Source organism: Microcoleus sp. B3-D2, assembly GCF_036705345.1.
Lineage (GTDB): Bacteria > Cyanobacteriota > Cyanobacteriia > Cyanobacteriales > Microcoleaceae > Microcoleus.
The window spans coordinates 25393-49159 of sequence record NZ_JAUBUG010000023.1; the positions used below are offsets into that span (position 1 = coordinate 25393).

General features: G+C 46.8%; 27 protein-coding genes. 13 read left to right on the forward strand and 14 right to left on the reverse strand.

Features of this window, described 5'->3' with window-relative positions; genetic code table 11:
* The first annotated feature begins 15 nt into the window (after positions 1-15).
* Entirely contained in the window at positions 16-678 is a 663-nt protein-coding gene (locus QUB14_RS11220; RefSeq protein WP_190734315.1) for a DUF2834 domain-containing protein, read from the forward strand.
* 195 nt (positions 679-873) lie between these two features.
* Positions 874-1623, forward strand: a complete 750-nt coding sequence (locus tag QUB14_RS11225; RefSeq protein ID WP_333217402.1) for a gamma-glutamyl-gamma-aminobutyrate hydrolase family protein — start codon at positions 874-876, stop codon at positions 1621-1623.
* Between the two features lie 7 nt (positions 1624-1630).
* Here the strand turns inward: QUB14_RS11225 and QUB14_RS11230 are convergent, their stop codons facing one another.
* From QUB14_RS11230 to QUB14_RS11265, 8 genes are all read right to left on the reverse strand, one after another.
* Positions 1631-1819: a CPXCG motif-containing cysteine-rich protein gene (locus QUB14_RS11230; protein WP_006635525.1), complete on the reverse strand. Its 189-nt coding sequence runs from the start codon at positions 1817-1819 to the stop codon at positions 1631-1633.
* The gene (locus QUB14_RS11235) at positions 1803-2264 is read right to left on the reverse strand and encodes an SRPBCC family protein (protein WP_333217401.1); all 462 of its coding nucleotides are present in this window, start codon (positions 2262-2264) and stop codon (positions 1803-1805) included. Before QUB14_RS11235 ends, QUB14_RS11230 begins: the two co-directional genes overlap by 17 nt.
* Before the next feature lie 12 nt (positions 2265-2276).
* Complete coding sequence (locus tag QUB14_RS11240) at positions 2277-2630, reverse strand: transcriptional regulator (protein WP_333217400.1); 354 nt, start codon at positions 2628-2630, stop codon at positions 2277-2279.
* 4 nt (positions 2631-2634) lie between these two features.
* The gene (locus tag QUB14_RS11245) at positions 2635-2964 is read right to left on the reverse strand and encodes a type II toxin-antitoxin system RelE/ParE family toxin (protein WP_172189571.1); all 330 of its coding nucleotides are present in this window, start codon (positions 2962-2964) and stop codon (positions 2635-2637) included.
* A 41-nt stretch (positions 2965-3005) separates the two neighbouring features.
* Positions 3006-3434: a transcriptional regulator gene (locus tag QUB14_RS11250; RefSeq protein WP_333217399.1), complete on the reverse strand. Its 429-nt coding sequence runs from the start codon at positions 3432-3434 to the stop codon at positions 3006-3008.
* A gap of 2 nt (positions 3435-3436) precedes the next feature.
* On the reverse strand, positions 3437-5080 hold the full coding sequence (locus QUB14_RS11255) for a radical SAM protein (protein ID WP_333217398.1): 1644 nt from the start codon (positions 5078-5080) through the stop codon (positions 3437-3439).
* A 205-nt stretch (positions 5081-5285) separates the two neighbouring features.
* On the reverse strand, positions 5286-5807 hold the full coding sequence (lspA, locus tag QUB14_RS11260; protein ID WP_333217397.1) for a signal peptidase II: 522 nt from the start codon (positions 5805-5807) through the stop codon (positions 5286-5288).
* 266 nt (positions 5808-6073) lie between these two features.
* Positions 6074-6652, reverse strand: a complete 579-nt coding sequence (locus tag QUB14_RS11265) for a biotin transporter BioY (protein ID WP_333217396.1) — start codon at positions 6650-6652, stop codon at positions 6074-6076.
* A 480-nt stretch (positions 6653-7132) separates the two neighbouring features.
* On the opposite strand from QUB14_RS11265, the gene pstS reads away from it, so the two are divergent.
* The 4 genes from pstS (at position 7133) to pstB (ending at position 11444) form a co-directional block, all read left to right on the forward strand.
* Complete coding sequence (gene pstS / locus QUB14_RS11270; protein WP_333217395.1) at positions 7133-8317, forward strand: phosphate ABC transporter substrate-binding protein PstS; 1185 nt, start codon at positions 7133-7135, stop codon at positions 8315-8317.
* A gap of 350 nt (positions 8318-8667) precedes the next feature.
* Positions 8668-9624 (forward strand): phosphate ABC transporter permease subunit PstC, encoded by a 957-nt coding sequence (gene pstC, locus QUB14_RS11275; RefSeq protein ID WP_333217394.1) that lies wholly within the window; start codon positions 8668-8670, stop codon positions 9622-9624.
* A 34-nt stretch (positions 9625-9658) separates the two neighbouring features.
* Positions 9659-10552 (forward strand): phosphate ABC transporter permease PstA, encoded by an 894-nt coding sequence (gene pstA, locus QUB14_RS11280; protein WP_333217393.1) that lies wholly within the window; start codon positions 9659-9661, stop codon positions 10550-10552.
* A 91-nt stretch (positions 10553-10643) separates the two neighbouring features.
* Positions 10644-11444 (forward strand): phosphate ABC transporter ATP-binding protein PstB, encoded by an 801-nt coding sequence (gene pstB, locus QUB14_RS11285; protein ID WP_190657593.1) that lies wholly within the window; start codon positions 10644-10646, stop codon positions 11442-11444.
* A gap of 231 nt (positions 11445-11675) precedes the next feature.
* On the opposite strand, the gene QUB14_RS11290 is transcribed toward pstB, so the two are convergent.
* Positions 11676-11846, reverse strand: coding sequence for an NblA/ycf18 family protein (locus tag QUB14_RS11290; RefSeq protein ID WP_190734295.1), 171 nt, complete (start codon positions 11844-11846; stop codon positions 11676-11678).
* Between the two features lie 229 nt (positions 11847-12075).
* Between QUB14_RS11290 and QUB14_RS11295 the strand changes: the two genes are divergently transcribed.
* The 3 genes from QUB14_RS11295 to QUB14_RS11305 all read left to right on the forward strand — a co-directional run bounded on the left by QUB14_RS11295 (position 12076) and on the right by QUB14_RS11305 (position 14935).
* Positions 12076-12672, forward strand: a complete 597-nt coding sequence (locus QUB14_RS11295) for a phycobiliprotein lyase (RefSeq protein ID WP_333217392.1) — start codon at positions 12076-12078, stop codon at positions 12670-12672.
* 512 nt (positions 12673-13184) lie between these two features.
* Positions 13185-13943 carry a phycobilisome rod-core linker polypeptide gene (locus QUB14_RS11300; protein WP_333217391.1) on the forward strand — a complete coding sequence of 253 codons (759 nt, stop codon included), beginning with the start codon at positions 13185-13187 and terminating at the stop codon, positions 13941-13943.
* Positions 13944-14086: 143 nt separating this feature from the next.
* Positions 14087-14935 (forward strand): NERD domain-containing protein, encoded by an 849-nt coding sequence (locus QUB14_RS11305; RefSeq protein WP_333217390.1) that lies wholly within the window; start codon positions 14087-14089, stop codon positions 14933-14935.
* Between the two features lie 236 nt (positions 14936-15171).
* On the opposite strand, the gene QUB14_RS11310 is transcribed toward QUB14_RS11305, so the two are convergent.
* From QUB14_RS11310 to QUB14_RS11320, 3 genes are all read right to left on the reverse strand, one after another.
* Entirely contained in the window at positions 15172-16137 is a 966-nt protein-coding gene (locus tag QUB14_RS11310) for an RluA family pseudouridine synthase (protein WP_333217389.1), read from the reverse strand.
* A gap of 138 nt (positions 16138-16275) precedes the next feature.
* Positions 16276-17724 carry a RecQ family ATP-dependent DNA helicase gene (locus tag QUB14_RS11315; RefSeq protein ID WP_333217388.1) on the reverse strand — a complete coding sequence of 483 codons (1449 nt, stop codon included), beginning with the start codon at positions 17722-17724 and terminating at the stop codon, positions 16276-16278.
* Between the two features lie 337 nt (positions 17725-18061).
* Positions 18062-18442 carry a hypothetical protein gene (locus QUB14_RS11320; RefSeq protein ID WP_333217387.1) on the reverse strand — a complete coding sequence of 127 codons (381 nt, stop codon included), beginning with the start codon at positions 18440-18442 and terminating at the stop codon, positions 18062-18064.
* A gap of 33 nt (positions 18443-18475) precedes the next feature.
* Here QUB14_RS11320 and QUB14_RS11325 point away from each other — a divergent pair, with 33 nt between their 5' ends.
* The gene (locus QUB14_RS11325) at positions 18476-18661 is read left to right on the forward strand and encodes a hypothetical protein (RefSeq protein ID WP_333217386.1); all 186 of its coding nucleotides are present in this window, start codon (positions 18476-18478) and stop codon (positions 18659-18661) included.
* Between the two features lie 199 nt (positions 18662-18860).
* Positions 18861-19481, forward strand: coding sequence for a M23 family metallopeptidase (locus QUB14_RS11330; RefSeq protein WP_445251839.1), 621 nt, complete (start codon positions 18861-18863; stop codon positions 19479-19481).
* A gap of 211 nt (positions 19482-19692) precedes the next feature.
* Here QUB14_RS11330 and ftsH read toward each other — a convergent pair whose 3' ends face one another.
* Positions 19693-21627, reverse strand: a complete 1935-nt coding sequence (gene ftsH, locus QUB14_RS11335; RefSeq protein WP_333217385.1) for an ATP-dependent zinc metalloprotease FtsH — start codon at positions 21625-21627, stop codon at positions 19693-19695.
* Between the two features lie 322 nt (positions 21628-21949).
* Here ftsH and QUB14_RS11340 point away from each other — a divergent pair, with 322 nt between their 5' ends.
* Positions 21950-22495, forward strand: coding sequence for an NADPH-dependent FMN reductase (locus QUB14_RS11340; RefSeq protein WP_333217418.1), 546 nt, complete (start codon positions 21950-21952; stop codon positions 22493-22495).
* A 172-nt stretch (positions 22496-22667) separates the two neighbouring features.
* Here the strand turns inward: QUB14_RS11340 and QUB14_RS11345 are convergent, their stop codons facing one another.
* Positions 22668-22898: a hypothetical protein gene (locus QUB14_RS11345; protein WP_333032858.1), complete on the reverse strand. Its 231-nt coding sequence runs from the start codon at positions 22896-22898 to the stop codon at positions 22668-22670.
* A gap of 132 nt (positions 22899-23030) precedes the next feature.
* Here QUB14_RS11345 and psb32 point away from each other — a divergent pair, with 132 nt between their 5' ends.
* A complete protein-coding gene (gene psb32, locus QUB14_RS11350; RefSeq protein ID WP_006635546.1) occupies positions 23031-23753 on the forward strand; it encodes a photosystem II repair protein Psb32 in 723 nt (240 codons plus the stop codon).
* Positions 23754-23767: the final 14 nt, after the last annotated feature.

Sequence of the window (23767 nt, forward strand, 5' to 3'; positions counted from 1 at the left end):
TAAAGAAAACTAACTATGTTCCGAAAAATTGGATTTTGGCTGATTTGGATTGCATTTCTCACCTACGCCTTTGTATTTGCACCACCCGACAGCCCAGAAAAAACCATCACACTAATTACCAATATTTCCACAGGCAAAATAGCAGACATCAACCCTTTAATTGTAGCGTTATTCAACATCATGGGAGTCTGGCCGCTCATCTACAGTTGCGTCTTATTTGCTGACGGCAGGGGGCAGAAAATACCTGCATGGCTATTTGCCACTTTATCCTTTGGCGTCGGCGCCGTTGCCTTGCTGCCTTATTTAGCCCTGCGCGAACCGAATCCTGAATTTCCCGGTCATAAAAATATCTTTTTAAAGATATTAGACTCCCGCTTTACGGGAATTTTCTTAACATTAGCTGCTGCTGCTTTAGTTGCCTTTGGCTTGACAAAAGGCGATTGGTCTGATTTTATTGGACAGTGGCAAACCAACCGTTTTATCCACGTAATGAGTTTAGATTTTTGTATGCTTTGCCTGCTATTTCCTGCCTTATTGGCAGACGACATGGCGCGCCGAGGAATGCAGAATGTCGCAGCATTTTGGGCAGTGACATTAGTGCCGCTGTTCGGGCCACTGGCTTATCTGTGCACGCGCAAACCGCTGCCGGAAACTAATACTGAAACTGTTACAAATTAGACAGCAGCGCAGGGAATGCTCAGTTTAATCTAGGAATCACAAGAAATCCGGCAAGAAACAGGCAAGATGCCTGTTTCACAATAAGTAAGTAAGTTTTATTGTGGGGTGGGCTTCTAGCCCCCCCATGAAACACTGATTACAAATAGTGCCAAATCTGAGTATTAATCTAAATAATTATCTCCCAGTCTCTAGCAAATGAAAAAATTTCCTATCGTTGGCATCACAACATACAACCGCTGTTCAGCAGGCGAATATCGCTTAAATGGAGCTTATATTGATGCAGTTCAGGCTGCTGGTGGCATTCCGATTTTGCTGCCGCCCAATCAATTAGATCCGGCTAGTATTTTTGATGCAGTAGACGGTTTGATTTTTTCGGGGGGCGGAGATATTAACCCCGAACTTTATGGCGGTTATGTCGATCGCACTGTTTACTCGGTTAATGCAGAACGCGACAATTTTGAATTAAGCTTAGCAAAGCTAGCTTTGAAGGCTGACATACCTGTGTTGGGGATTTGCCGGGGAATGCAAATGTTGAACGTAGCCAGCGGCGGCAGTTTGGTGATTCACGTACCGGATGCTTACGGAGACGAGGTTAATCACGGATCGGGAATTCCCCCGCGTGCGATCGAGCATACCATTGAAATTGAGCCAACCAGTCGGCTAGCAAAAATTATGGGAAAAACGTCAACAACAGTTGTTTCCTGGCATCATCAAGCTGTGCGGAAGGTAACCTCCGATTGGCGAATTGTAGCCGATGCACCTGACACTTTGGTAGAAGCAATGGAGCACTGCTATCACCCTTGGATGATAGCAATTCAATGGCACCCGGAAATGTCGCCAAACTGTTCGTTCAACTCTCGAATTTTTAAGGCTTTCGTAGAAGCAGCAGCTTCAAAATTTATGAATTCTACCAAGTCTACATCAAATGCAATTCATACATTTTGATAGTCACTTATTCTTGATAGTCAGTATCTATTTCAATATCCAGGGTATCTTCATCTATTCTGACATACAGAACATTTGGGCGACAGCAAACCTGACAATCTTCGATATATGATTGCTCCATACCACCGCTGATATCAACAAAAGTTGTACTCGGTTCGCCGCAGAAAGCACAGTAATATTCAGCCGTTGTTTGCATTTTTTTCGCACTCTCTTTTTGTGACTTCGTGGCGGTAGCGAAACATATCTGTTAACCGCATTTCCACCCACCAACCTAACAGCAAATCCACAATCGGGCCGCCCGGTATCGAAAATGCGATCGCATCTGTCAATCTAGTCTTGCCATTTTCTGAGGTAAACTCGTGTCGGTGAACCCAACGTGCCATCGGCCCCTCAGTTTGTTCGTCAACAAACAAGCGATATTGTTCGCACTCAGTGTGAGTCGCCACCCATTTTACAGGAATCGGCCCCAATAACAGCCGAAATTCTGATACAGCACCCACATCGAGTCCCCCTTCGCGGCGAATGATTTTCACTGGTTGCCAAGGCGGAGTCAAAAGTTGCAGAATGTCGGGCTTTTCGTGAAAGTTCCAGACTGCTTCAACGGTGGCATTAATCAGCGACGAATATTTAAAATTGGGCATTGTATCGTTTGGCTAGACAGTTAAGTGCGATCGCGTTTCAGCATTTGCAATATTATCCTCTGTATCAGTACAAACAGCAACAGTTAGTTTCAATCCCAAAGCATTCAGCCAATTTCCCAGATTATAAATCGCATCACTTCCTTGCTGCGACAGCAATTCATCCAGTTTTTTTAAGTGCAATTCATATTGTTCTGGAGTCATTTTTGGTTGAGCTAGAGCTTCTGCTACATCGCTGAGAGCTCGTTTTAGCAGTTCAGGTTCCGGCTCTTCTTCCTCTAATGTCGCCGTTATATAGGCTGCTGCTAGTTCGGGCTTTTTTCTGAGAGATTCAATCAAAAATGGATGATAAGGTAGGCTTTTAGGCATTGTCTTAACTCCTATAATCTGTCCAGTATTCTTTAGCTTGGCGAATATCTCTGTCTTGAGTGCTTTTATCGCCTCCGCAGATGAGAATCACAATTGTCATTCCTATTTGTCCAAAATAGATTCGGTAGCCAGGCCCATAATTGATTTTGAGTTCGCATACGCCTTCCCCCACGGAGCGATAGTCTCCTAAATTACCATCAGCAATTCGGTTAAGCCTAGATATAATCTTGGCTTGAGCATTGATATCTCTCAGCGAATCAAACCACTGATCGAAAGGCACTTTGTTATCTGGCGTAGTATAACGCTGAATTTCTTTCGGTTGGACTTCGGGCATAATTATATTATAGTGCGTCACTCATCCCAGTATCCTGGCAATTAATTATACTCAAGAAATGCCAGAGGGGAAAGATAGAAAAACTTAGCTAACTTTTGAATTTGACTCGCCGTCAGTTCCCGCTTTCCATCCATCATCTCAGATACCCAAGACTCTGATTCAAAAATATTAACCAAATCTTTTTCTTGAATATTGTCTTCAACCATCAGTGCTTTCAGTAGTGCGATACCTTTCAAGACTGGCATTGGCTCATGTTTTTGTTCGCAATCATAAACAAGAGTACCCAACACGTTTAAGTAATCCCGAGCGTCCTGCGTCAGATTGCTCCGACTCACAATAGAATCAATCCGATTTTTGGTAGCGATTGACTCAGCTTCGCACGTAATTGGACAGGGTGGAAAAGTTGTGATGATCTCAATATAGTAGCTACTAGGAGTTTTCAAACCAGTCGTTATTTTTTCAGTTCTCATTTTTAATAAACCGGAATTAGTGAATTTTCACATCCTTTTGTATGACTCATCGCCTCAGCCAAATGCTTCTTCAAAGTCGCCTCCGGTAGCGGCCCTTTTAAATGACTCCAAGGCAAAACCTGATCCAATTCCCACTCTTGAAAAACATAAAAATCCATCTCCGGCAACTGTCCCCGCAACTCCTTAAACGCCCGCCGATAGCTGCCCAAAGTATCGCCGTAATGCCGCACTAATTCCAACAGCCGAGACAACCGCCGATCGCCCTTTGACAACAAACCCTGAATCACCGACCAATTATAGCTTTCAGGTCTAAATTCTAAACCTAACTTCCGCAATTCTTTATCTAAAAATTTCAGCCTCTTCTCGGCATCTTTATTCACTCCAAACCACTGAAAAGGAGTGTGAGATTTCGGGACAAAAGTGCTACATCCCAGAGTCAACCGCAAACCGGGAACAGCTTTTCTAATCGCCCGCATCATCGCCACCGTCTCCTCTAAATCCTCCATTTCTTCGCCGGGAATTCCCGCCATCCCGTAAAGTTTAATTCCCTTTAAACCTCCAGCTTTAGCATTGATAGCAGCTTGAATAATTTCGTCATTTGTGAGTTTTTTGTTAACGATTTTGCGGAGGCGATCGCTCCCGCTTTCCACCGCAATCGTCACAGATTTGCTGTCTCGGTTGGTCAATATTTCTGCCAATTTAACTGTCACAGTATTCGTCCTTACCGAAGAAAGACTCAACCGCACGCCGTCGTATTTTGGATGATTCAAATGATCCAGCAACGCTTCAAATTCCGGGTGCTGAGTGACCGAAGCACCCAACAAACCCAAACGATTAGTCACAGCTAAACCCCGATCGATCGCCGGAATCAGCGAACCCTCGAAACTCGCAGTTCTAAACGGCAAAGTCAGATAACTTGCCAAACAAAAACGGCACATTTCTGGACAACTCCGAACCACTTCCACCATGTAAATATTTTCCCAAGCCGCTTTTTCTGTCACCACAGTGGAAGCAGATAAAGTATTGCCGCGATAAGTCTGTTTTTCAACCATACTGGGAATTCCCGAATCGACAGGCTGAATCGATTTAATACCCTCAGCCGCATCCAGATAAGTTACGTCGTACAAACTGGGGACGTAAACTCCCGGAACTTGGGCTAAATGCCGCAATTTAGTTAATCTGTCGGCTTTGCGGACTTCTTTACAAGCATCAATAAAATTGTCAATGAGATGTTCGCCATCCCCCAGCAAAATCACATCAAAAAAATCGGCAAAAGGTTCGGGATTAGCAGTAAAAACCGGGCCACCGCCGAATACTATCGGATGATTATCAGTTCGTTTTGACGCCCAAATCGGAATTTCTAGAGATTCCAATAAATTAAGAATATTTACATAGTCTAGTTCCCAAGAAAGCGAAAATCCCAGTAATTCGGGATTTCGGGGAAGTTGTTCCCGGATATCAGTAAATAAACGGCCCACTTCAATATCCGATCGCACAGCCAAAGTTGCCCACACTATCTGATAGCCGAGACTGGTAATACCCACCGTGTACTCGTTGGGAAAAGCAAAAATAGTCGGGATAGCATCAGCATCGGGCGTTGCTGGGGCAAATAGTAAGCGTTCTTGAGCAAAGGGATTAGGAGTCACGGGCAAATTTAGTTTTAACAATAGGTCTGTTCTTATCTCATTTTAAGCCATTACCAAAGTCATTGTAGGGTGCCTCAGGGTTGAATGTGGCGACCACAAACTAAGAATCTCCCCCCTGACGCACCCTACCGTTAGTTAGCTGTTACATCCGTGACATCCCTATAATGCCAATCCGTTGGCGAACTTCCTTCTTGCTTCTTCAAAGTTACTCTGAAATAGAATTGCGATCGTCCTGAGTTCTCGGAGTAGTCGGAGTAGGCGGTGTACTGTTAAAAGTTGCAATCAGCAAACAGATAATCCCAGCATTAATAAACACATCTGCCAGATTAAATACCGGGAACCGAATGATCCGAAAATCGATAAAATCTACAACGTGACCCGAAACAAATCGATCGATCCCATTCCCCAGTGCTCCCCCCAAAATCAAACCGTAGCCAGCTTGTTCCCAGCGGTTAATTCGCGGCCCGAACCAAGCCAGCACCATCAATCCCACACTAACGCCCAAAGACAGCCAGCGCAACCACATCGCCCCGCCATTGCTGAACATACTAAAAGCGGCACCAGTATTAACAACATAAGTGAAGTGAAACACCCCAGGTAACAGCGGCTGCGTCTGCGGAGGAAGTGTCAAGTCAAAATTTTGTACCACCCAAAACTTAGTCAGGTGGTCTAAAACTAAACTGATAACCGCAGCAATCCAGAACAAGGGATTTCTTTTAAAACGCATGAATTAAGCAATAGAAAATGGGGCATCGGGCATGAGAGAATTTACTCCAATCTCACTTGTCATCGCGAGCAGAATGCAGTGCAGCAAAGCAATCCGAGCCGCAGCGAGATGACTCTCCCGTTTCGCAATGTATAGTATAACCTTATTTTGCACAATTACCCGTTACCTCTTCCTTCTTCCTTCTTCCTTCTTCCTTCTTCCTTCTTCCTGACATCCGTTTCATCCGTCGAGCGAATCCGTTGCCGAACTTCCTTCATCCTTCGCAATTAATAAAACATCAACCGGCGCAAAGTAAATGACAGCACTGCGATCGCACAAACTACCGCCAATTGTCCCGGCAGGGGATAAACCGAATATTTAAGAATCTCATCGAATAAAGGTGTTTTTTTTGCCGGAGGCAGCCAGTAAGTAAAAATTAGATAAATTAAGCCGATCGCGTGAACAGTGAACAAACCGCACAAACAGCTAAAAGCCATAGATTCCAGCCGCGAAGCGACCTTAAAAGCCACCCAGCCGCACACCCAAGCACCAGGCACAAAACCCAGCAAATACCCAAAACGCGCTTGTGTGAGATAGCCGATGCCGCCGCCTTCAGAAAAAACTGGCCACCCCGTTAATCCTAATGCCAAATAAGCAATTTGCGAGAGAGCTGCTGCATTTTTCCCCCCCATGCAGCCTACTAGCAAAACGGCTCCAATTTGAAAGGTAACACCTAAAGAGTACGCCTGAAGTCCTCGATCGTCCCACAACCCAATCGGAATTGTGACAGATGCAGGCAAAAAATTGCCTGCTATCGTCAGGAGCAAACCAATAACAGCCCAGATTAGTTCAATAGGAGCAGGCATTATAGCAGAAGAAAGAAGGAAGACCGAAGTTGCAATCGACCGTTTATGTTTGTGCAATTAAGAACGTCCTAACCGTCAGGGCGGTTGCTATATCATCAAACAGCATTCGTCAAAATGTATTTGTCAGATGCAAGCTTCAATGCCCGCAGCTTTCAAATTATTAATACTAGCACTACTGTCAAAACAACCACCATTGTATGGTTTTCTGGTTCTCAAGCCTGGATCTTGTGATAATTTAATCGGGACTTTTTCGCGATCCTCTTCGAGGGCTTCGCTAACGGGCGATCGAATGCTGGTTTCCGTACCACTTTATCTTGCCCTTATCATATACAATCACACTTGTCAAGCTCATAAATAACATTAATAATATTAATTAATATTAAATGGCGATTAAGTGTAAAGATTCTTAACCTAACCTTTACTTTTGCGCGCTATGCTGATGCGGGACACCCATATAACGATCGCAGATTTTTTATACCTATGCTTTTTCGTCTCAACTTGATTAATCCAAAGCGTCTGACTACAGCAATTACCGTAATGGCGATCGCCCTCAGTGTAGCAGCTTGCCGCAGTGACAGCCAAAACGCGAGCAGCAGCCCCAGCCCCGGCGACACCGCAGCATCACCCGGCGCTTCCCCCGTTGCAGCCACAGGCACAGCGGAAAACACCAAACTCGCCCTAGCCTCAGACGTAGCCATCACCGCAGCCGGCGCCTCATTCCCCGCCCCTCTGTACCAGCGTTGGTTTCAAGACTTCAACAAAATCAACCCCAAAGTACAAATTAACTATCAATCAGTAGGCAGCGGCGCCGGAGTCGAACAATTTACCAAAGGCACAGTAGACTTTGGGGCCAGCGACACCGGCATGAAAGACGACGAAATCGCCAAGGTTCCAGCGGACAAAGGCGTGATCTTGCTGCCCATGACAGCCGGCAGCATCGTCATCGGCTACAACCTGCCAGACTTAACCGAACCGCTGAAACTGCCACGGGATGTTTACGCAGATATCTTCGCCGGTAAAATTACCAACTGGAACGATCCCAGAATTGCAGCCGCCAACCCGACCGCTAAATTGCCAGACCAAGCCATCACCATCGTCCACCGTTCCGACGGTAGCGGTACCACCGCCGTCTTCACCAAACACCTGAGTGCCATCAGCCCCGACTGGAAAAGTGCAGTAGGCGACGGCAAAACAGTAGAGTGGCCCGTAGGCGTAGGCGCAAAAGGCAACGAAGGCGTCACAGCCCAAATTCTGCAAACCGTCGGCAGCCTCGGCTACATAGAATACGGCTATGCCAAAAACAACAATGTCAAATTTGCATCTTTGGAAAACAAAGCAGGCAGCTTTGTCGCACCTACCGACGAATCAGCTTCTCAAGCTTTAGCAACTGTGCCGATGCCGGAAAACCTGCGAGCATTTATCGAAGACCCCGAAGGCGCTCAATCCTATCCAATAGTCACCTACACTTGGATGCTGGTCCCCAAAACAGTTACTGACCCCAACAAAGCCAAAACCATCGAGGCAATGGTTGAATACGGCTTAACTGAAGGTCAAAAAGTTAGTTCCGAATTGGGCTACGTTCCTCTGCCCCAAAGCGTTAAAGAAAAAGTAGCAGCGGCCGCGGACGGCATCAGCCCAGACTACAAGATTGAGGTTGCCAAATAGTAACTGTTGACTGTTGACTGTTGACTGTTGACTGTTGTCAGAGGGAAAAAAGCCCTTCGGCATTGTGCGTGCGGGTAAAAATCAGGAAGAACGAAGAGAGATATTTCTGTGGGGCGGGTTTTACCAGAAATATTTGTTAAAAAGTCAGGGGATTAATAAATCCGCCCCTCTTCTATGTAACAATCGGTGCATCTGTGTAGGGGTGGGTTTTACCAGAAATACTTGTTGAAAAGTCAGGGAATTAATAAACCCGCCCCTCTTTGATTTTATTGATGGTCTTTCTTTCTGCTTCCTTCTAGCTTTTTCCGAAACAGGCTATTTTCGGCTACTATATATTTGGTTTTTTTTCTATGATTTCAGATAATCACAGCGCTCAATCAGAGAGCCGATCGCGCTCTGGAGCAGAAAAGTCCTTAGATCGAGGCTTTATCTGGCTCACGCGGATTTTGGGCATAGGAGTAGGTGTAATTTTGCTGGCAATCGCGCTCACCGTTGCTTACAGGGCTTTACCTGCGATTCAACAGTACGGTTTGGGCTTTCTGTTTGGCAGTAGCTGGAATCCGGTTAAAGAAGAGTACGGTGCGCTGCCGATGATTTACGGGACGATCGTCAGTTCGGCGATCGCGCTCCTAATTGCTGTACCATTAGGAGTAGGGACTGCAATCTTCTTGAGTGAAGATTTTTTGCCGCTGCCAGTGCGTACAGCTTTGGTTTTTTTAGTAGAACTTTTAGCTGCCATTCCCAGCGTAGTCTACGGTTTGTGGGGAATTGCTGTATTGATTCCCATTATTAGCACTGTCGGAAAGTTTCTCAACGGTAACTTCGGATGGCTGCCGATTTTTAGCACTCCGCCAGTCGGCCCGGGAATGTTGCCAGCCGGAGTTATTTTGGGAATCATGACTCTGCCCATTATTACTGCTATCTCCCGCGACTCTTTGGCAAGTCTCCCGCCCGATTTGCGGCAAGCATCTCTCGGTTTGGGAGCTACTCGCTGGACAACCATTTTTAGAGTGCTCGTACCAGCGGCTTTTTCCGGCATTGTGGGCGGAATTATGCTCGGGCTCGGTCGCGCGATGGGAGAAACAATGGCCGCAACTCTGTTAATTGGCAATTCCAATCAGTTAAGTGCTTCTGTGCTAGCTCCTGCAAATACTATTGCTTCTTTGATGGCAAATCAATTTGCCGAAGCTTCGGGATTGCAAGTGGCCGCTCTGATGTACACGGGGCTAATTCTGTTTATTCTGACGCTGATTGTTAATATTTTGGCAGAGTGGATTGTTTCTCGAGTAAGAGCGAAGTACAACTAGAAGTTGGCCGCAATTTCCTACATAGTTTTAGTTTATGTCAAATAGCGTCTCCGATGAGAATCCTTTGGTATCGAAAACAGGAAGTTTGAAGAAGGTTAAAAACAGCCCGCAAGCGCTGTTTAGTCTGGGGATGACTGTACTGGCTGGAGCTAGTCTGGCACTCACTCTGCTGCCTTTGTTTGCAGTGCTTTACTACGTCACCGTACAAGGTTTCAATCGCCTGAATTTAGACTTGTTTACCAAGCTGCCACCACCGCCCGGACTATCGGGAGGCGGTATTGCTAATGCAATTCTCGGTACATTGATGACGGTAGGAATTGCTTCTTTAATTGCTGTGCCTTTTGGTGTATTGGCAGCCGTTTATTTGTCGGAATTCAGCAGCGGTCAAGTTGCTCGCTGGGTGCGCTTTGCTACTAATGTACTCAGCGGCGTTCCTTCGATTATTGCCGGGGTATTTGCCTACGGTTTGTTCGTGGTAAATATGGGAGGTTTTTCGGCAATTGCAGGGGGTGCGGCGCTGGCAGTGCTGATGTTGCCCACGATTGTGCGGACTACTGACGAAGCTCTACAAATCGTCCCGCAAGATATTAGATGGGCGTCGGTTGGTGTGGGTGCTTCTAATTATCAGACGGTTTTGCAGGTGGTTTTGCCTGCGGCAATTCCGGCTATTTTAACGGGCGTGACGCTGGCAATTGCTCGCGCTGCTGGAGAAACTGCTCCTTTGATTTTCACGGCGTTGAATTCGCCTTTTTGGCCGGCAGGATTTGATAAGCCAACTCCGAGTCTTTCGGTTTTGGTGTACAACTTTGCAACGGTTCCTTTTAAGGCACAGAAAGAATTGGCTTGGGCTGCATCTTTGATTTTGGTGTTTATGGTTTTATTGACGAGTATTCTTTCTCGCTGGGCTACTCACAAAAAAGTGTATTGAAGGGTGAGTTTTAAAAAGGCATTTATCCACTTATGGTTAAGGCCGAATGTAACCCAGGTTTTGAGTAAAATTTGAGAGGATTGTTACCTGTATGATGATGGATTTAGACAAGCAAGCGGAAACAGTTTTACGGACAGAAAATATCAATATTTTTTACGGCGGTTTTCACGCGGTTAAAAATGTTTCAATGGAGATTCCTAAAAATCGCATTACTGCCTTGATTGGGCCGTCGGGCTGCGGTAAAAGTACAATTCTGCGATGTTTTAACCGCCTCAACGATTTAGTTAGCGGTTTTCGTTTAGAGGGTAGAATTGATTACCAGGGTCAAAATCTTTACGATCCTGATATTGATGCTGTGGAGGTGCGCCGCAAGATTGGGATGGTGTTTCAAAAGCCGAATCCTTTCCCCAAGTCGATTTATGACAACATTGCTTACGGTGCGAGGGTCAACAATTATAAGGGGGATATGGATGAGCTGGTGGAAAAATCGCTCAGCCAAGCTTATTTGTGGGATGAGGTGAAGGATAAGTTAAAGCAAAGCGGTTTTTCTCTTTCGGGTGGCCAGCAGCAGCGTTTGTGTATTGCTAGGGCGATCGCGATTAATCCTGATGTAGTGTTAATGGATGAACCTTGCGCTTCTCTTGACCCGATTTCTACGATTAAGATTGAGGAGTTGATGCGGGAACTCAAGGAAAAATATACGATTGTGATCGTTACTCACAATATGCAGCAGGCTTCTCGGGTTTCTGACCTGACTGCTTTTTTCAATGCTAAACTTTCTGACGATGGGAAGCGGTTTGGCTATCTTGTGGAGTGTGACAAGACTGAGGTAATCTTCCAAAGTCCGAAAGAAGAGTCTACTTTGGATTATGTGAGTGGCCGTTTTGGTTGATTCCGCGACAGGTTTTAAGCTATCGCTACACAAACAAAGTCCCTTTCTAAGAGATTAAAAATATTTAATTTGCTGAGTCTGGTAGCGACAAAAAAAACCCCGTAAAGCTTTTGTGAATTTAGAATCCCGCTTTCTTGGAGAAAGCGGGATTTTGGATTTTATGATTAAAAGCTCGATCGTACTTTTTGCAGATACAAGCCACTGATTTTTGTGAAGAAATGCTCGAAGAGTTCACATATTCTTCATCCAATGCTTGAACAGGTTTTCTTTTACCATGTTTTGCCGCATAACTTCGAGCAAATATTCCTGAGCTTGGTCTTGGCTTAACCTTTTGACTTCTTCGCGTAGCACTTGCAGTTTGAACTGCTGTTCCATGCTGAGGCTGGTTGTAGGCATATCCATAAAATCGCTCCTCCAGTTTGCTGAGATTGATGCGAAATTGATCGGAATGACGTTTCGCAGGATTTTTTGTGTCTCCTACATTGTAAACTATCATAACTTTCCCTTGACAATATGTCCAAAGTAGACATTTTGAGACTAATTTGTGTAGCAAAAGTACATCTAAGTGGGGGGAGCTTTATCATAAAAAGGCGTAAAGACAGGGAAGCCTAAGCCAAAGGAGCTAGTTCGTATGGATGCCATGGAGTTTTTTCAAAGCAGTGCTGGGGAGTGGCGTTCTCAGCGCAGCACTCACCATCTCGCTTTTCGTCAAGCGGAGATTGGGGATTCAAATATTCAGGTAACAGCCCTGGCAGCAGATGACGCGCGAGTGGCGGAGATTTGCAAGATGCACGAAGTCGATCCGAGCCGGGCTGCTGGGGGGGCCTTTGTAACCTGGCACGGCTCGATGGCGTGGGATAAGGATGATGAGAATCATAAAGGGTCTACGGTGTTCGCGATCGTCCCCGATCCTGAAAATCCCCGGCAGGGTTTGATGTTGCGGGAACGGGGCTATGCGGAAATTGTGCCGGTGGCTGGCCGTTTTGAGATGGATGACGAGGATGGGCTGCTGCTGATTACGGAATACGAGACGATGAGTTCGATCGAGCGTTTCTGGTTTCCTAATCCGAACGTGCGGATGCGGACGAGTACCGTAAAGCGCTTTGGCGGTTTCAGCACATCGACTTTTTGTACCGAAATTCGGGTGCAACCAGACTCGGATGCAACATCAGAAGCAGCAGCAGCTCAAGTACCCGCCAGCGAGTTTTATTCGGCTCTGGGCTGGTAATTTGTAAGCTCGTTCCCCAGCTCTTAAGCTCGTTCCCCCAGCTTTGCCTGGGAATGCTTGGCGGGAGCCGTTTGCCTCCTGTTTGACGAGCCAGAGCCTCGCCGAGCGACGTTCCTGCCCGCTTCCGGGGAACGAGCCTTCTTTCTGCATAACTTCCCTCTCCCCTGTTCCTTCTTCCTTAGAACTCTTGCAAAAATACAAAGCACCCCACCCCAACCCTCCCCTTAGCAAGGGGAGGGGGCAAGATTATTCTTGTTTCCCCCCTTAATAAGGGGGGACTTGCGGGGGGTGAATTTGACTTGTGCAAGAACTCTCTTCTTCCCTCTTCCTTCTTCCCTCTTCCTTCTTCCTTCCCGAAAGTCAACAAATGTTACAGATTGTTGCAAAAATTCAGGAAAATCAGATTTAGATTGCGGGAATCCCCTAATCTGTATGTTGGTTAGTTGTATCCGTTATGCTGGCAGCTCACGGTGTCAACTATTTCTGAAATTTGAGATAACGGAGATTTTAACGTGGCGCTACCTTTATTAAGCTACGCCCCCAAGAGCCAAAACCAGCGCGTTGCTGGTTTTGAAGTGGGGAGCGACGAGCAGCCGAGAATTTTCACAACTGAAAATGTGCTCTCGCCTGGAGACATGGACAATTTGATTTGGGCTGGATATCGCCAGATTTACAGCGAACACCAAATCCTCAAGAGCAACCGCCAAAAGTCTTTGGAGTCGCAACTCAAGTTCGGCCAAATTACTGTGCGGGACTTTATTCGCGGTTTGGCGACTTCTTCTCCTTTCCTAGAGCGGAATTACCAAACTAACAGCAACTATCGGTTTGTGGAAATGTGCGTGCAGCGCATTTTGGGCCGGGATGTTTACAGCGAGCGCGAAAAGATTGCTTGGTCGATCGTAGTAGCCAATAAGGGGCCTCAAGGCTTTATTGACGAGTTGGTCAATAGCGAAGAGTACCTCGAAAAGTTCGGCTATGACACAATACCTTACCAGCAGCGCCGAATTTTGCCTCAGCGAGTTGGAGGGGACACTCCTTTCAATTTGAAGACGCCCCGCTACAGCGAATACCACCGTTCGCAGCTTGGCTTCCCGCAAATCATCTGGCAGACAAGTGTCCGCCGTTTTGTTCCTCAAGAACAGCAGCCGAAGGCTGGCGATCCGTCGAACTATTTGGGTATGGCGCGCAATATGCCCATTCCTACTACTCCGCCGCCGCGCGTGCCTCTGGCTAATATCAATATCGACTCGATGGTTCCCCGTCGCCGGTAATTGATGCTGCCCTGATGCAATTATTTGTGTCGGGCGATCGACTGAATCGATCGGCTTTTAGGCTGAGAGAGTTTTGAGTCTTGAGTTTTGAGGTTTGAGTTTTTTACTAAACTTGGAATCCAAAACTCGGGACTCATAATTTTTTGTCATTAGGAAGAAGGAAGAAGGAAGAAGGAAGAAGGAAGAAGGAAGAGGGAAGAGGGAAGAGGGAAGAGGGAAGAAGGAAGAGGGAAGAAGGAAGAAGGAAGAAGGAAGAGGGAAGAAAAATAATTCGACCTTTTCTCATTGTCAACTCTAAGTGCATAGGTGCATTTATGCAGCCGCAATATAACGAAGATGCTGGAAAACCATTGCGCCGCCATGCTAAACAGCTTCGTACCAAAGCCTTATACAGGTACGGTGCCGCGACAGGGCTAGTGTTGTTGCCACTGCTGGTATACGCGGTAGCACCTTTTGCTCCTTTATTTTTGGTCGCAGCTATTGTGATAGGGGCATTAATCGCCCTTCCGTTCATTGAGGACGGCAAAACGTTTTGGAAGTCGTCTCAGAGATTTGACCAAGGGGCCTGTGGTGAAGAAAAGATTCAGCAAGTTTTGGAGTCCCTAATCCAATCTGGATGGATAGCTGAGTACAATTTAAGATTGCCGGCAGTAGGCGATATCGATGTGTGGCTGCGATCGCCTAAAGGAGTCAATTTTATCCTTGATGTGAAGTCTCACTCAACCGTAGTTCTGTTGGATGGGGATGTGCTCAAGCGTCTATCTTACGGGAAATTGAGAGATTTTGAGAAAGACTTTCTGGCACAGATTGCCAAAGAAGTCACGGCTATCAAAAAAGCTAAGAAGTTAACCAAGGTCACTCCAGTAGTGGTATTTAGCGATGCCAAGGTGAGTTTTAGCAACACAAAGAAGATTAGGGGTGCTTACGTCATGGAACTGGGCAATCTGGTGTCAGGGTTGCAAGAACTCGATCGCTCCTATAAAAGTAGATAAGATTGGGAGAAATGAGACAAACCGCTACCTTGATATGTTTGACATCAACAAATTTGCACAGACCAGTAACATCCCAGACTTGCACTAGCATCTAAGTGATACTTGTGCTATTAAAAAAAGTTAAGGTAGAAACAATATCCTGGAGGGAATGTTGAACAAAGCAATCAAGGTAGATAAAATTCTCAACGCCTGATGGCGACTTGCCCTAAAAGCTTTGGTGACTGCTATACCAATTATCAAATATTAGCCCGCAACCGCAATATTTTTAGCAGGGTGTTGAATTGATCGGGCAAAGGTGCGATCGCCTCTATTAATTCTCCTGTTACGGGATGCTGCAATGTCAGCCGCCATGCGTGGAGGGCTTGTCCTGTTAAATTGACGCCGATAGAACGGTTGGAACTGTACATCGGGTCGCCGACAATGGGATGTTTTATTTCGGCTGTATGCACGCGAATTTGATGAGTGCGGCCGGTTTCTAATTGATAGTGCATTAAGCAATAGTTGCCGATTCTTTCTTTGATTGTCCAGTGAGTAACTGCGGGGCGACCGCCTTTTTCTACTGGTACTACCGCCATTTTTTTGCGGTCTGTGGGATGCCGCCCGATGGGTAGGTCTATTGTGCCTGTTTCGGTGTTGGGAGCGCCGTAAACTATGCCTAAATATTCGCGGCGGGCGGTTTTGGTTTTGAGTTGGGCTTGCAGGTGTTGGTGGGCAATGTCGGTTTTGGCGATCGCGATCGCACCTGTTGTATCTTTGTCTAATCTGTGCACGATTCCCGGCCGCTGAACTCCGCCTATTTCTGCTAGGGGACAGTGGGCTAAGAGGGCGTTGACTAATGTACCGTCTGCGTGTCCGGCGGCTGGGTGGACGACTAATCCGGCGGGTTTGTTGATGATAATTAGGCTGTCATCTTCGTAGAGAATGTCGAGGGGAATTGCTTCGGGCTGCAAGGAAGTGGGCTGGGCTTCGGGTAAAGTGAGGTGGATGCGATCGCCCGCTTTTACTGATATTTTTTTCGAGGTGCAGGTTTCGTCGTTGACTTTGACATTGCCTTGTGATATGAGGCTTTGGATTCGCGATCGGGATAAGTCTGGTATTTGGTTTGACAGCCAAATATCTAATCGCTGATTGACATTACTGCGATCGAATTCCTCTGTATTTTCTACTGTGTAAATCTGTGCCGCAGTGTCTGTTTCTATCATTTACTTTCTTTGGTAATCAGTAATCGCTAATTTAAAATCGATCGATTTGTATGCAGTACATATCCTGTAGGGGCGGGTTTCACCCATAATAATTGCCTAAAACCAATAATCTCGTAAACCCGCCCCCACGAACTGGTTTCACCGACAATTATCGCAGTGGCCGCACTGCATAGATTTCGCCTCATTTGCAAACCCAAAAGCTTGTAGCAAAAATTGCCACCTGCAGTGCCGATGTTTCAAATATTTTACCATTTCCTCAGCGGCGGTAAAATTTGATTTTTCCGCTTTTTGCTGTGGGGATTTGTCCATCGCATAATTAAAAGGATCTTGCCATGTTAATTGTCCGCTGCTGTGCAAGATTGAAAGGGCGATCGCACTTTCTGGAAATTCGCGGGAAACTGCTTCTATATCGCCTTTAACTGGCAGTTTTTTGGCTAATTGCTGAGCTTCTCGGTATTGCGATCGCAATTTATCTTGAAAAAATTCCTTTCTTTGTTTATCTTCAGGATAAAGCAAACCCGTAGGTTCGCTAATCAATGTCAGGGCGATCGCCGATTTGCCGTCGCGTCCGCCTCTACCAATTTCCTGAATGTATTCCGATAATAGCAAAGGTGCTTGAAAGTGAACCACCCACCGGACATCTGGCTTGTTAATTCCCATCCCGAATGCTGAAGTACAAGTCACGAATTTAAGCTCGTTGTTCAGCCAAGCTGTTTCTATTTTTCGTCGTGATTCTGGACTCAAACCTGCATGATATGCTGCTGTTTCATAACCTGCTGCGTCCAACAAATCCGCCAACTCTTCGCTATCTTTTCTAGTGCGGACATAGACTAAACCTGCTTGTTTTTGTCGCTCTTTGATAAAATTTAATAATTGCTGCTTGCGTCCTCTCGGCGTCCAGACAGTCTGCACTTGCAGGTGCAGGTTAGAACGGTACGGACTTAGCAGAAAGGCTTCGGGTTTTTGCAGTTGCAAGACATTTTTGATTGTCTGCTGTGCTTCCGGGTTTGCGGTAGCGGTGAAAGCGGCGATCGCAATTTTACTGTTTGATGGTTTAGCTTTCAACAAAGCTGGCCGCACTGTTCCCAAACGGCGGTAAGCTGGTCGAAAAGTATCACCCCATTGTACTAAGCAGTGAGCTTCATCTAATATTAAACCGTTGATTTGGATGTGCGGCTGACTGATAATTTCCCAAACAGGTTTGCTGAGTAATGTTTCGGGAGACAGGTACAGCAATCTTAATTTGTTTTGTTGCAGCGACTGCATAGTTTGTCGGCGCTGCGCTGTTGGCAATTGACTGTGGAGGAGGGAAGCGGGAAGATTGCGATCGCGCAATTCTTGCACTTGATTTTCCATCAGTGCGACTAACGGCGAAACTACCAACGTTAAGCCTGTTTGTAACAAAGCTGGCAGTTGAAAGCAGATTGATTTGCCACCACCTGTCGGCATAATTATTATTGTATCTTTTCCGGCTAATAAACTGCCGACGATTTCTCCTTGGGGTGGTCGAAAGTCGTCGTATCCCCAGATTTTTTGGAAGGCGGCGCGGGCTTGATTTAATAATGTTGGTTCTGGTTGGTATTTCATTTTATTTATCCCCAAATCCGACGTAAGGTGAGCAGTGCGTGCCCTACATAATTAGTGAATCTGAAGCCGTAGGGTGCGTCAGCAACAATACGATCTGTATTTAGCGAAGATTGTACAACTGACGCACCCTACAATAACTATTCTTAAAATTATCTGCGTTTATCTGTGTTTATCTGCCTTACATCTGCGCTTGACCGGCCCTATCAAAGATTTATGTAATTGCTCGTCTATTTTAGATTTTGAGTTTTGGATTTGAGACGATCGTCCATTCTAGAACCCTGCGAATCCCCGAATATCTTCAGCAATCCAAAATCCAAAATCCAAAATCTAAAATCCCCTAAGATTGAGCGTCTCGGCGGCCGAGTTCGTAAACGCCGCCGCCAATACAGGCGATCGTACCCATAGATACCGCCCAACCAGTACCCAGAGAAAATTCTACGCCCCAATTGCACAATCCGCCCACAATCAAAAAGGGCACAATGCTCAACAGCGAAGCGTAAAAGGCATTTTGGGCTTCTCTCGCTTGGCGGGTTCTTTCAAACTCGGCTTCCGAGGTGTAGAGGGATCTCTCGGCAAAATTCATCCAGCGGTTGAGTTGCAGGATTACCCATTCTGTCAGGGGCGACAGCCCCCAGTACAGGGCCAAAGACCACAAGGACGCACCGGCGATCGCAGTTGCGTCTATGGCAAAACTAAAGGGAAAAATTTCAGTAAGCATTGCTTGATGTTTGTGATGAATTTGAGATTTTGGATGTTATCCAAAATCTCCGAACTTAACTATAGTGTCAAGCAAAAGCTCGATCGAATTCAACCGCAGCAGCAATTCCTCGGCCAATTTTTTTTTATCACCCCTGGGCATTTTCCCGGAAGCCTTGACACGGGTTTTGGATGGAGTAAGATACACGTTGTTATTAAACTGATTCGCGATCGCGGGTAGAGCTCAAAGCCAATCTTGCAGCGAATTGGCATAACTTACCATCTTGCACCTCAGAAACGGGCTCTCCGGCCCACCCCACAAAGAATGATTTTTTTGTGGGGTGGGCCGGAAAGCCCGCCCCTGAAAGCTTTATTGACATTGGTGCAAGATGTGAGCCTAACAGACAACGCACACTCGCACACACATTTAACTTTGAGCCGTGAAAAAAATCCTGCAAAACTCTAGAGGCCCGCTGACGGCAAAACGCTTTTTTCGTCTCAGACAGATGCTGCTGCTGGCACTTTCGATCGGCATTGTTTTGATCGGCCCTTATTTACAGCAGCAGGTGGTCAAAGCTCAGTCAGGCTTACCAAACAGAGTAGCGACGGGTAATTTGTGGCAAGAAGCTTCTTTTCCAGTCGAAAACTTTGAAACATACACTTCCGCCTTCGGCCCCCGTGGCGGGGATTTTCATTACGGTTTGGACTTGGCCGCCCCGGAAGGCAGCTATATCCGCAATTGGTGGGGCGGGCAAATTGTGGAAGTTTGGGAAGATGGCCGGTGCGGCACTGGTATGGTGGTGCGATCGGGAAATTGGGAACACATCTACTGTCACCTCAGAGGCCGAGTGCTAACAGCTAACGGCGGGCGTTATTATACCGATAGCGAAGGTACCGTGCAAATTTGGCAGGGTCAAACAGTGCCTGCGGGTGCGAGAATTGCCAGAGTTGGGATGACGGGCCGCACGAGTGGGCCTCACTTGCACTGGGGATTGAAGTACGGCGGCCGCTGGGTAGACCCGGCTTTGGTACTTCGGGAAATGTACGCGCAACAATCTTAAACAGTTGACTGTTGACTGTTGACTGTTGACTGTTATTGCGAATAATATATTGTCCGGTTAAACACTTGTCATTGCGACCGTAGAAAAGCAATCGCAGAAACATTGCGATTGCTTCGTTTCACTCCCTGCGGACATATCGTAAGTGATTAGGCGGACATGATATAACTAATGACCACTGCCAACTGCCAACTGCCAACTGCTAACTGACTCTTTATGTTGGTGCCAACTCTTTTTTGGTCAACTGGGTGTACCGCTCGACAATTTGGCGGAATTCGTCGCCGTCGATCGTTTCTTCATCCAACAGCGCTTCTACAAGTTTGTCTACCAAAGCCCGATTTTCGCGGATAATCCGGCGAGCTTCTTCGTAGCACTCACAGGCAATTTCCCGGACTTGGCGATCGATCTTGATTGCCATGTCTTCGGAATACTCGGATCGCGAATTCCAATTCTGGCCCAAAAACACCTCATTGTTCGGACTCTCCAAAGCCACAGGCCCCAAATCCGACATTCCATAAAGCGTTACCATCTCCCTCGCGAGACTGCTAACTTTTCTGAGATCGCTACCGGCACCGGTGTCGATTTCAGCATCGCCATAAATTTCGGCCTCCGCCGCTCGTCCCCCCAAAGCTACTTTAATTCGGTTTAACAGCAAAGCCCGACTCCTTAAACCTTCGCTGTCGAGCATTTCGTCGTCGAGTACAAAGCTAGTAAAGCCTTCGATGCCGCCAGAACGGGGAATAATCGTTACTTTTTCCACCGGGTCAGCATTTTTGAGCATTGTCGCGACTAGGGCGTGTCCAACTTCGTGGTATGCTGTCATCCACTTTTTCTTGCTGTCCAGCAGCGGGTTGAGGGTAAGCCCGATCGTAATCCGGTCGATCGCGTCGTGAACTTCTAGGTTAGTAATCGTATCTTTGCGACGCCTCGCTGTGAGAATAGCTGCTTCGTTGAGCAAGTTTGCCAAGTCGGCGCCGGAAAAGCCGGGAGTGCGGCGGGCGATCGTGTCTAGGGCAACTTCTGGGTCGAGTTTTTTGTTGCGCGCGTGAACTTGCAAAATCCCCAAACGCCCTTTATAACTGGGTAAATCTACCGTTACTTGCCGATCGAACCTGCCGGGCCGCAGCAGGGCGGTATCGAGAACGTCGGGGCGGTTAGTAGCTGCAATCACAATCACGCCGCTGTTACCCTCAAAGCCGTCCATTTCTGTCAGCAACTGGTTGAGAGTTTGCTCGCGTTCGTCGTTGCCACCGCCGATACCAGCGCCGCGCTGCCTTCCTACGGCGTCTATTTCGTCAATGAAGACGATGCAGGGAGCATTTTCTTTAGCTTTGCGGAACAAGTCGCGGACGCGGGAGGCGCCAACTCCGACAAACATTTCGACAAATTCGGAACCGGAGATGCTGAAGAAGGGGACGGCTGCTTCGCCTGCGATGGCTTTTGCCAGCATTGTTTTGCCGGTTCCTGGAGGCCCGATTAACAGAACTCCTCTGGGAATTTTGGCGCCGATGGCGTTGAAGCGTTCGGGTTTTTTGAGGAAGGTTACGACTTCTTGCAGTTCTTCTTTAGCTTCTTCGATGCCTGCTACGTCGTCGAACATCACGCCGGTTTTGGCTTCCATTTGGAAACGGGCTCTGGATTTGCCGAAGTTCATGGCATTTCCTTGAGATTGGGTCGATCGGCGCAGGATTGCCATCAGCACTGCCAACACTGCAAAAATCACTAGCAAGTTTACTACTAAACTGACGGCGGCGGTGTTGTCGGCTGTTTGTTTGACTTCAAAGTCAATCTTTTTGGCGCGGATTTGAGAGTACAGTTCTCGGTTGTTGTAGTCGAACAGACTAACTGATTGGGTTTGATCGCTTTTTTGATTTTTTAGCCTAACCTTGGCAGTTTTTTGAGTTTCGTCTACTTCGATTTTACTGACTTGCCCTTTTTCTATGTTGTCGATCAGTTGGCTGTAACTCATGGTGTTTGGCGCGCTGTCGGCAAACACCGGGGTCGAGAGCAATATTCCTTGAGAAATCACCAAACTGCCCAGGATGCGCCAAAGATTCCGTCCTGGAATTGATTTTTTAGGATTCTGGCTCGACTTGTCTTTGTTTACAGCTAGATGCCCCAGCCATGCGTGTTTCCAAGAATTTTTCATATTGCTTTGCCCAATGTTGAAGACTGCCAAGATTGACCGCTTTTAGTTTGCTACGTTCATTTATTTTAACAAGATGGCGGGTGTTGGATGGGTTTATCTCTCGCGGGCATCTTAAGAGGGCCCTCAAAATAGCGGTTTGTAAACGATCCGAGTCTGTTTTCCCTTACCGGGCGAGCACTCACCCCTCCTACCCATAACCTTGTGTTCTTCCTTCTATTTTCTACATCGGAAACTTTACTTGACAGTTGCCGATCGAACTTGCTATGTTAATCATACTCGTAATGAGTACGCTTTAGTAAGTCAGTTTTTGTTTTTAAGCTTTATGGTAAAAATTGTCGGCATTGGTGGAAGTTTGCGGGCTGGTTCATACAGCCAGTTAGCGTTGAATGTGGCAGCAGAACGGGCGCAAGCCCTGGGCGCGGAAATTGAAATATTCGATTTGCGATCGCTCAATCTGCCATTCTGCAATGGTGAGAATGATTATATCGATTACCCCGATGTGGAAAAGCTGCAGAATGCGGTTAAGCAAGCCGACGCTTTGATTTTGGCAACGCCGGAGTATCACGGTAGCATCAGCGGTGCTCTCAAGAATGCCCTGGATTTGATGAGTTTTGAGCATTTGGACGGGAAAGTTGCGGGTGGGATTAGCGTTTTGGGAGGGCAAGTTAACAACAACGCACTCAACGATTTGCGCGTGATTTTGAGATGGGTGCACGCTTGGGTAATTCCCGAACAAATTGCGATCGGACAAGCTTGGAAAGCTTTTAGTCCTGATGGTAAATTGTTGGATGAAAAACTGTCTGAAAGGTTCGACGAATTTACTCGGAGTTTAGTTGAAAATACGCGGAAATTGCGAGGAATTTCGTAATTGTCTTTCAGGAAAAATGCACTCTTGGACGCAACTGGCATATTATTCGGATGCGTCCGTTGCAATAATTGCTCGATTTGAAAAGGTTTTCTCTATCTGACGCACCCTACAAGCTGTAATGTAAACAGTAAACAGTCAACAGTCAACAGTCAACAGTCAACAGTCAACTGAGTCAAAATGGCATATCGATCATGTCTCCGAAAGGATGGGGTACGTCGCTCGGCATTCTTCCGGGTTTTGACTCATATTTGTCTATCCACTTTTTGGCCAATTCCAAAGCTTCCTCCTCAGTCTTGGCATTTTGGACGGCGACGTGGCGGTTGCCGCGACTATCCCAAACCTCGACGTAGAAGACTTTCTGGGATTGAATAATCCAACCTTTATAAGTGTCTGCTGGTTCCATAGTTAGAATCCTAAAATAATCTGGCGGGGAGTTCCACTGGCGAGCTAATTGTAAATATTGCCCTGCATAAAATGAATTTTACGGGGGTTTCTATAGTATTTTTGGAAAAAAGTCAGTTTTACGGTTAACCTCATGACCCGACTCCTGAAGCAATTATTTAACTGGAGAAAATATCTCCAACCTTTGGCGGCGACGATCGCGATCGCCCTAATCGCATCCCAGATGGCGGTATTGCCGGCATTGGCGACTGGCGTTTACGAAATGCCGGTGTTGTCGGCGGGCGATCGAACTTGGGTGTTCGACAAAGGCGACGTGCTCAGCCGCAGCAGCGAAAGCAATATCAGCAGCGTGCTCGACAACCTGGAAAACAAAACAGGGAAACAAGTCCGATTTGTCACCATCCACCGCTTAGACTACGGCGAAACGACTGCCACTTTCACCGACCAACTGTTTGAACAGTGGTTTCCCGAAAAAGAAGACCAGACTAATCAAATTTTACTCGTTCTCGACACTGTTACCAACAGCGCGGCAATTCGGACGGGGGAAGGGGTGAAATCCCTGCTACCCGATGAAATTGCCCAGAGTGTAGCTGGGGAAACCGTGCAAGTGCCCCTGCGGGAAGCCAATAAATACAACGAGGCATTTGCGGCTGCAAGTACGCGCATTGCAACTGTTTTGTCGGGCGAACCCGATCCGGGTCCTCCTGAAGTTGTTGACAACATTCAAGTTGAAGGCACGTTTAAAAAAGCTGAAGAAACAGACCAAGGCAATGCCACAGTTGTTGTGGTTGTGCTGTTGGTGTTGGCGACAGTGATTCCGATGGTGACTTATTTCTGGTATCAAGGTTTTTCGTGATCGGGTGCTGATAA

What these genes read in the sequence shown, in the direction of transcription:
- QUB14_RS11220 (WP_190734315.1), top strand. Translation starts at nt 16, where the DNA reads ATGTTCCGAAAAATTGGATTTTGGCTGATTTGGATTGCATTTCTCACC.
- QUB14_RS11225 (WP_333217402.1), top strand. Translation starts at nt 874, where the DNA reads ATGAAAAAATTTCCTATCGTTGGCATCACAACATACAACCGCTGTTCA.
- QUB14_RS11230 (WP_006635525.1), bottom strand. Translation starts at nt 1,819, where the DNA reads ATGCAAACAACGGCTGAATATTACTGTGCTTTCTGCGGCGAACCGAGT.
- QUB14_RS11235 (WP_333217401.1), bottom strand. Translation starts at nt 2,264, where the DNA reads ATGCCCAATTTTAAATATTCGTCGCTGATTAATGCCACCGTTGAAGCA.
- QUB14_RS11240 (WP_333217400.1), bottom strand. Translation starts at nt 2,630, where the DNA reads ATGCCTAAAAGCCTACCTTATCATCCATTTTTGATTGAATCTCTCAGA.
- QUB14_RS11245 (WP_172189571.1), bottom strand. Translation starts at nt 2,964, where the DNA reads ATGCCCGAAGTCCAACCGAAAGAAATTCAGCGTTATACTACGCCAGAT.
- QUB14_RS11250 (WP_333217399.1), bottom strand. Translation starts at nt 3,434, where the DNA reads ATGAGAACTGAAAAAATAACGACTGGTTTGAAAACTCCTAGTAGCTAC.
- lspA (WP_333217397.1), bottom strand. Translation starts at nt 5,807, where the DNA reads ATGCGTTTTAAAAGAAATCCCTTGTTCTGGATTGCTGCGGTTATCAGT.
- QUB14_RS11265 (WP_333217396.1), bottom strand. Translation starts at nt 6,652, where the DNA reads ATGCCTGCTCCTATTGAACTAATCTGGGCTGTTATTGGTTTGCTCCTG.
- pstS (WP_333217395.1), top strand. Translation starts at nt 7,133, where the DNA reads ATGCTTTTTCGTCTCAACTTGATTAATCCAAAGCGTCTGACTACAGCA.
- pstC (WP_333217394.1), top strand. Translation starts at nt 8,668, where the DNA reads ATGATTTCAGATAATCACAGCGCTCAATCAGAGAGCCGATCGCGCTCT.
- pstA (WP_333217393.1), top strand. Translation starts at nt 9,659, where the DNA reads ATGTCAAATAGCGTCTCCGATGAGAATCCTTTGGTATCGAAAACAGGA.
- pstB (WP_190657593.1), top strand. Translation starts at nt 10,644, where the DNA reads ATGATGATGGATTTAGACAAGCAAGCGGAAACAGTTTTACGGACAGAA.
- QUB14_RS11290 (WP_190734295.1), bottom strand. Translation starts at nt 11,846, where the DNA reads ATGGATATGCCTACAACCAGCCTCAGCATGGAACAGCAGTTCAAACTG.
- QUB14_RS11295 (WP_333217392.1), top strand. Translation starts at nt 12,076, where the DNA reads ATGGATGCCATGGAGTTTTTTCAAAGCAGTGCTGGGGAGTGGCGTTCT.
- QUB14_RS11310 (WP_333217389.1), bottom strand. Translation starts at nt 16,137, where the DNA reads ATGATAGAAACAGACACTGCGGCACAGATTTACACAGTAGAAAATACA.
- QUB14_RS11315 (WP_333217388.1), bottom strand. Translation starts at nt 17,724, where the DNA reads ATGAAATACCAACCAGAACCAACATTATTAAATCAAGCCCGCGCCGCC.
- QUB14_RS11320 (WP_333217387.1), bottom strand. Translation starts at nt 18,442, where the DNA reads ATGCTTACTGAAATTTTTCCCTTTAGTTTTGCCATAGACGCAACTGCG.
- QUB14_RS11325 (WP_333217386.1), top strand. Translation starts at nt 18,476, where the DNA reads ATGTTATCCAAAATCTCCGAACTTAACTATAGTGTCAAGCAAAAGCTC.
- ftsH (WP_333217385.1), bottom strand. Translation starts at nt 21,627, where the DNA reads ATGAAAAATTCTTGGAAACACGCATGGCTGGGGCATCTAGCTGTAAAC.
- QUB14_RS11340 (WP_333217418.1), top strand. Translation starts at nt 21,950, where the DNA reads ATGGTAAAAATTGTCGGCATTGGTGGAAGTTTGCGGGCTGGTTCATAC.
- QUB14_RS11345 (WP_333032858.1), bottom strand. Translation starts at nt 22,898, where the DNA reads ATGGAACCAGCAGACACTTATAAAGGTTGGATTATTCAATCCCAGAAA.
- psb32 (WP_006635546.1), top strand. Translation starts at nt 23,031, where the DNA reads ATGACCCGACTCCTGAAGCAATTATTTAACTGGAGAAAATATCTCCAA.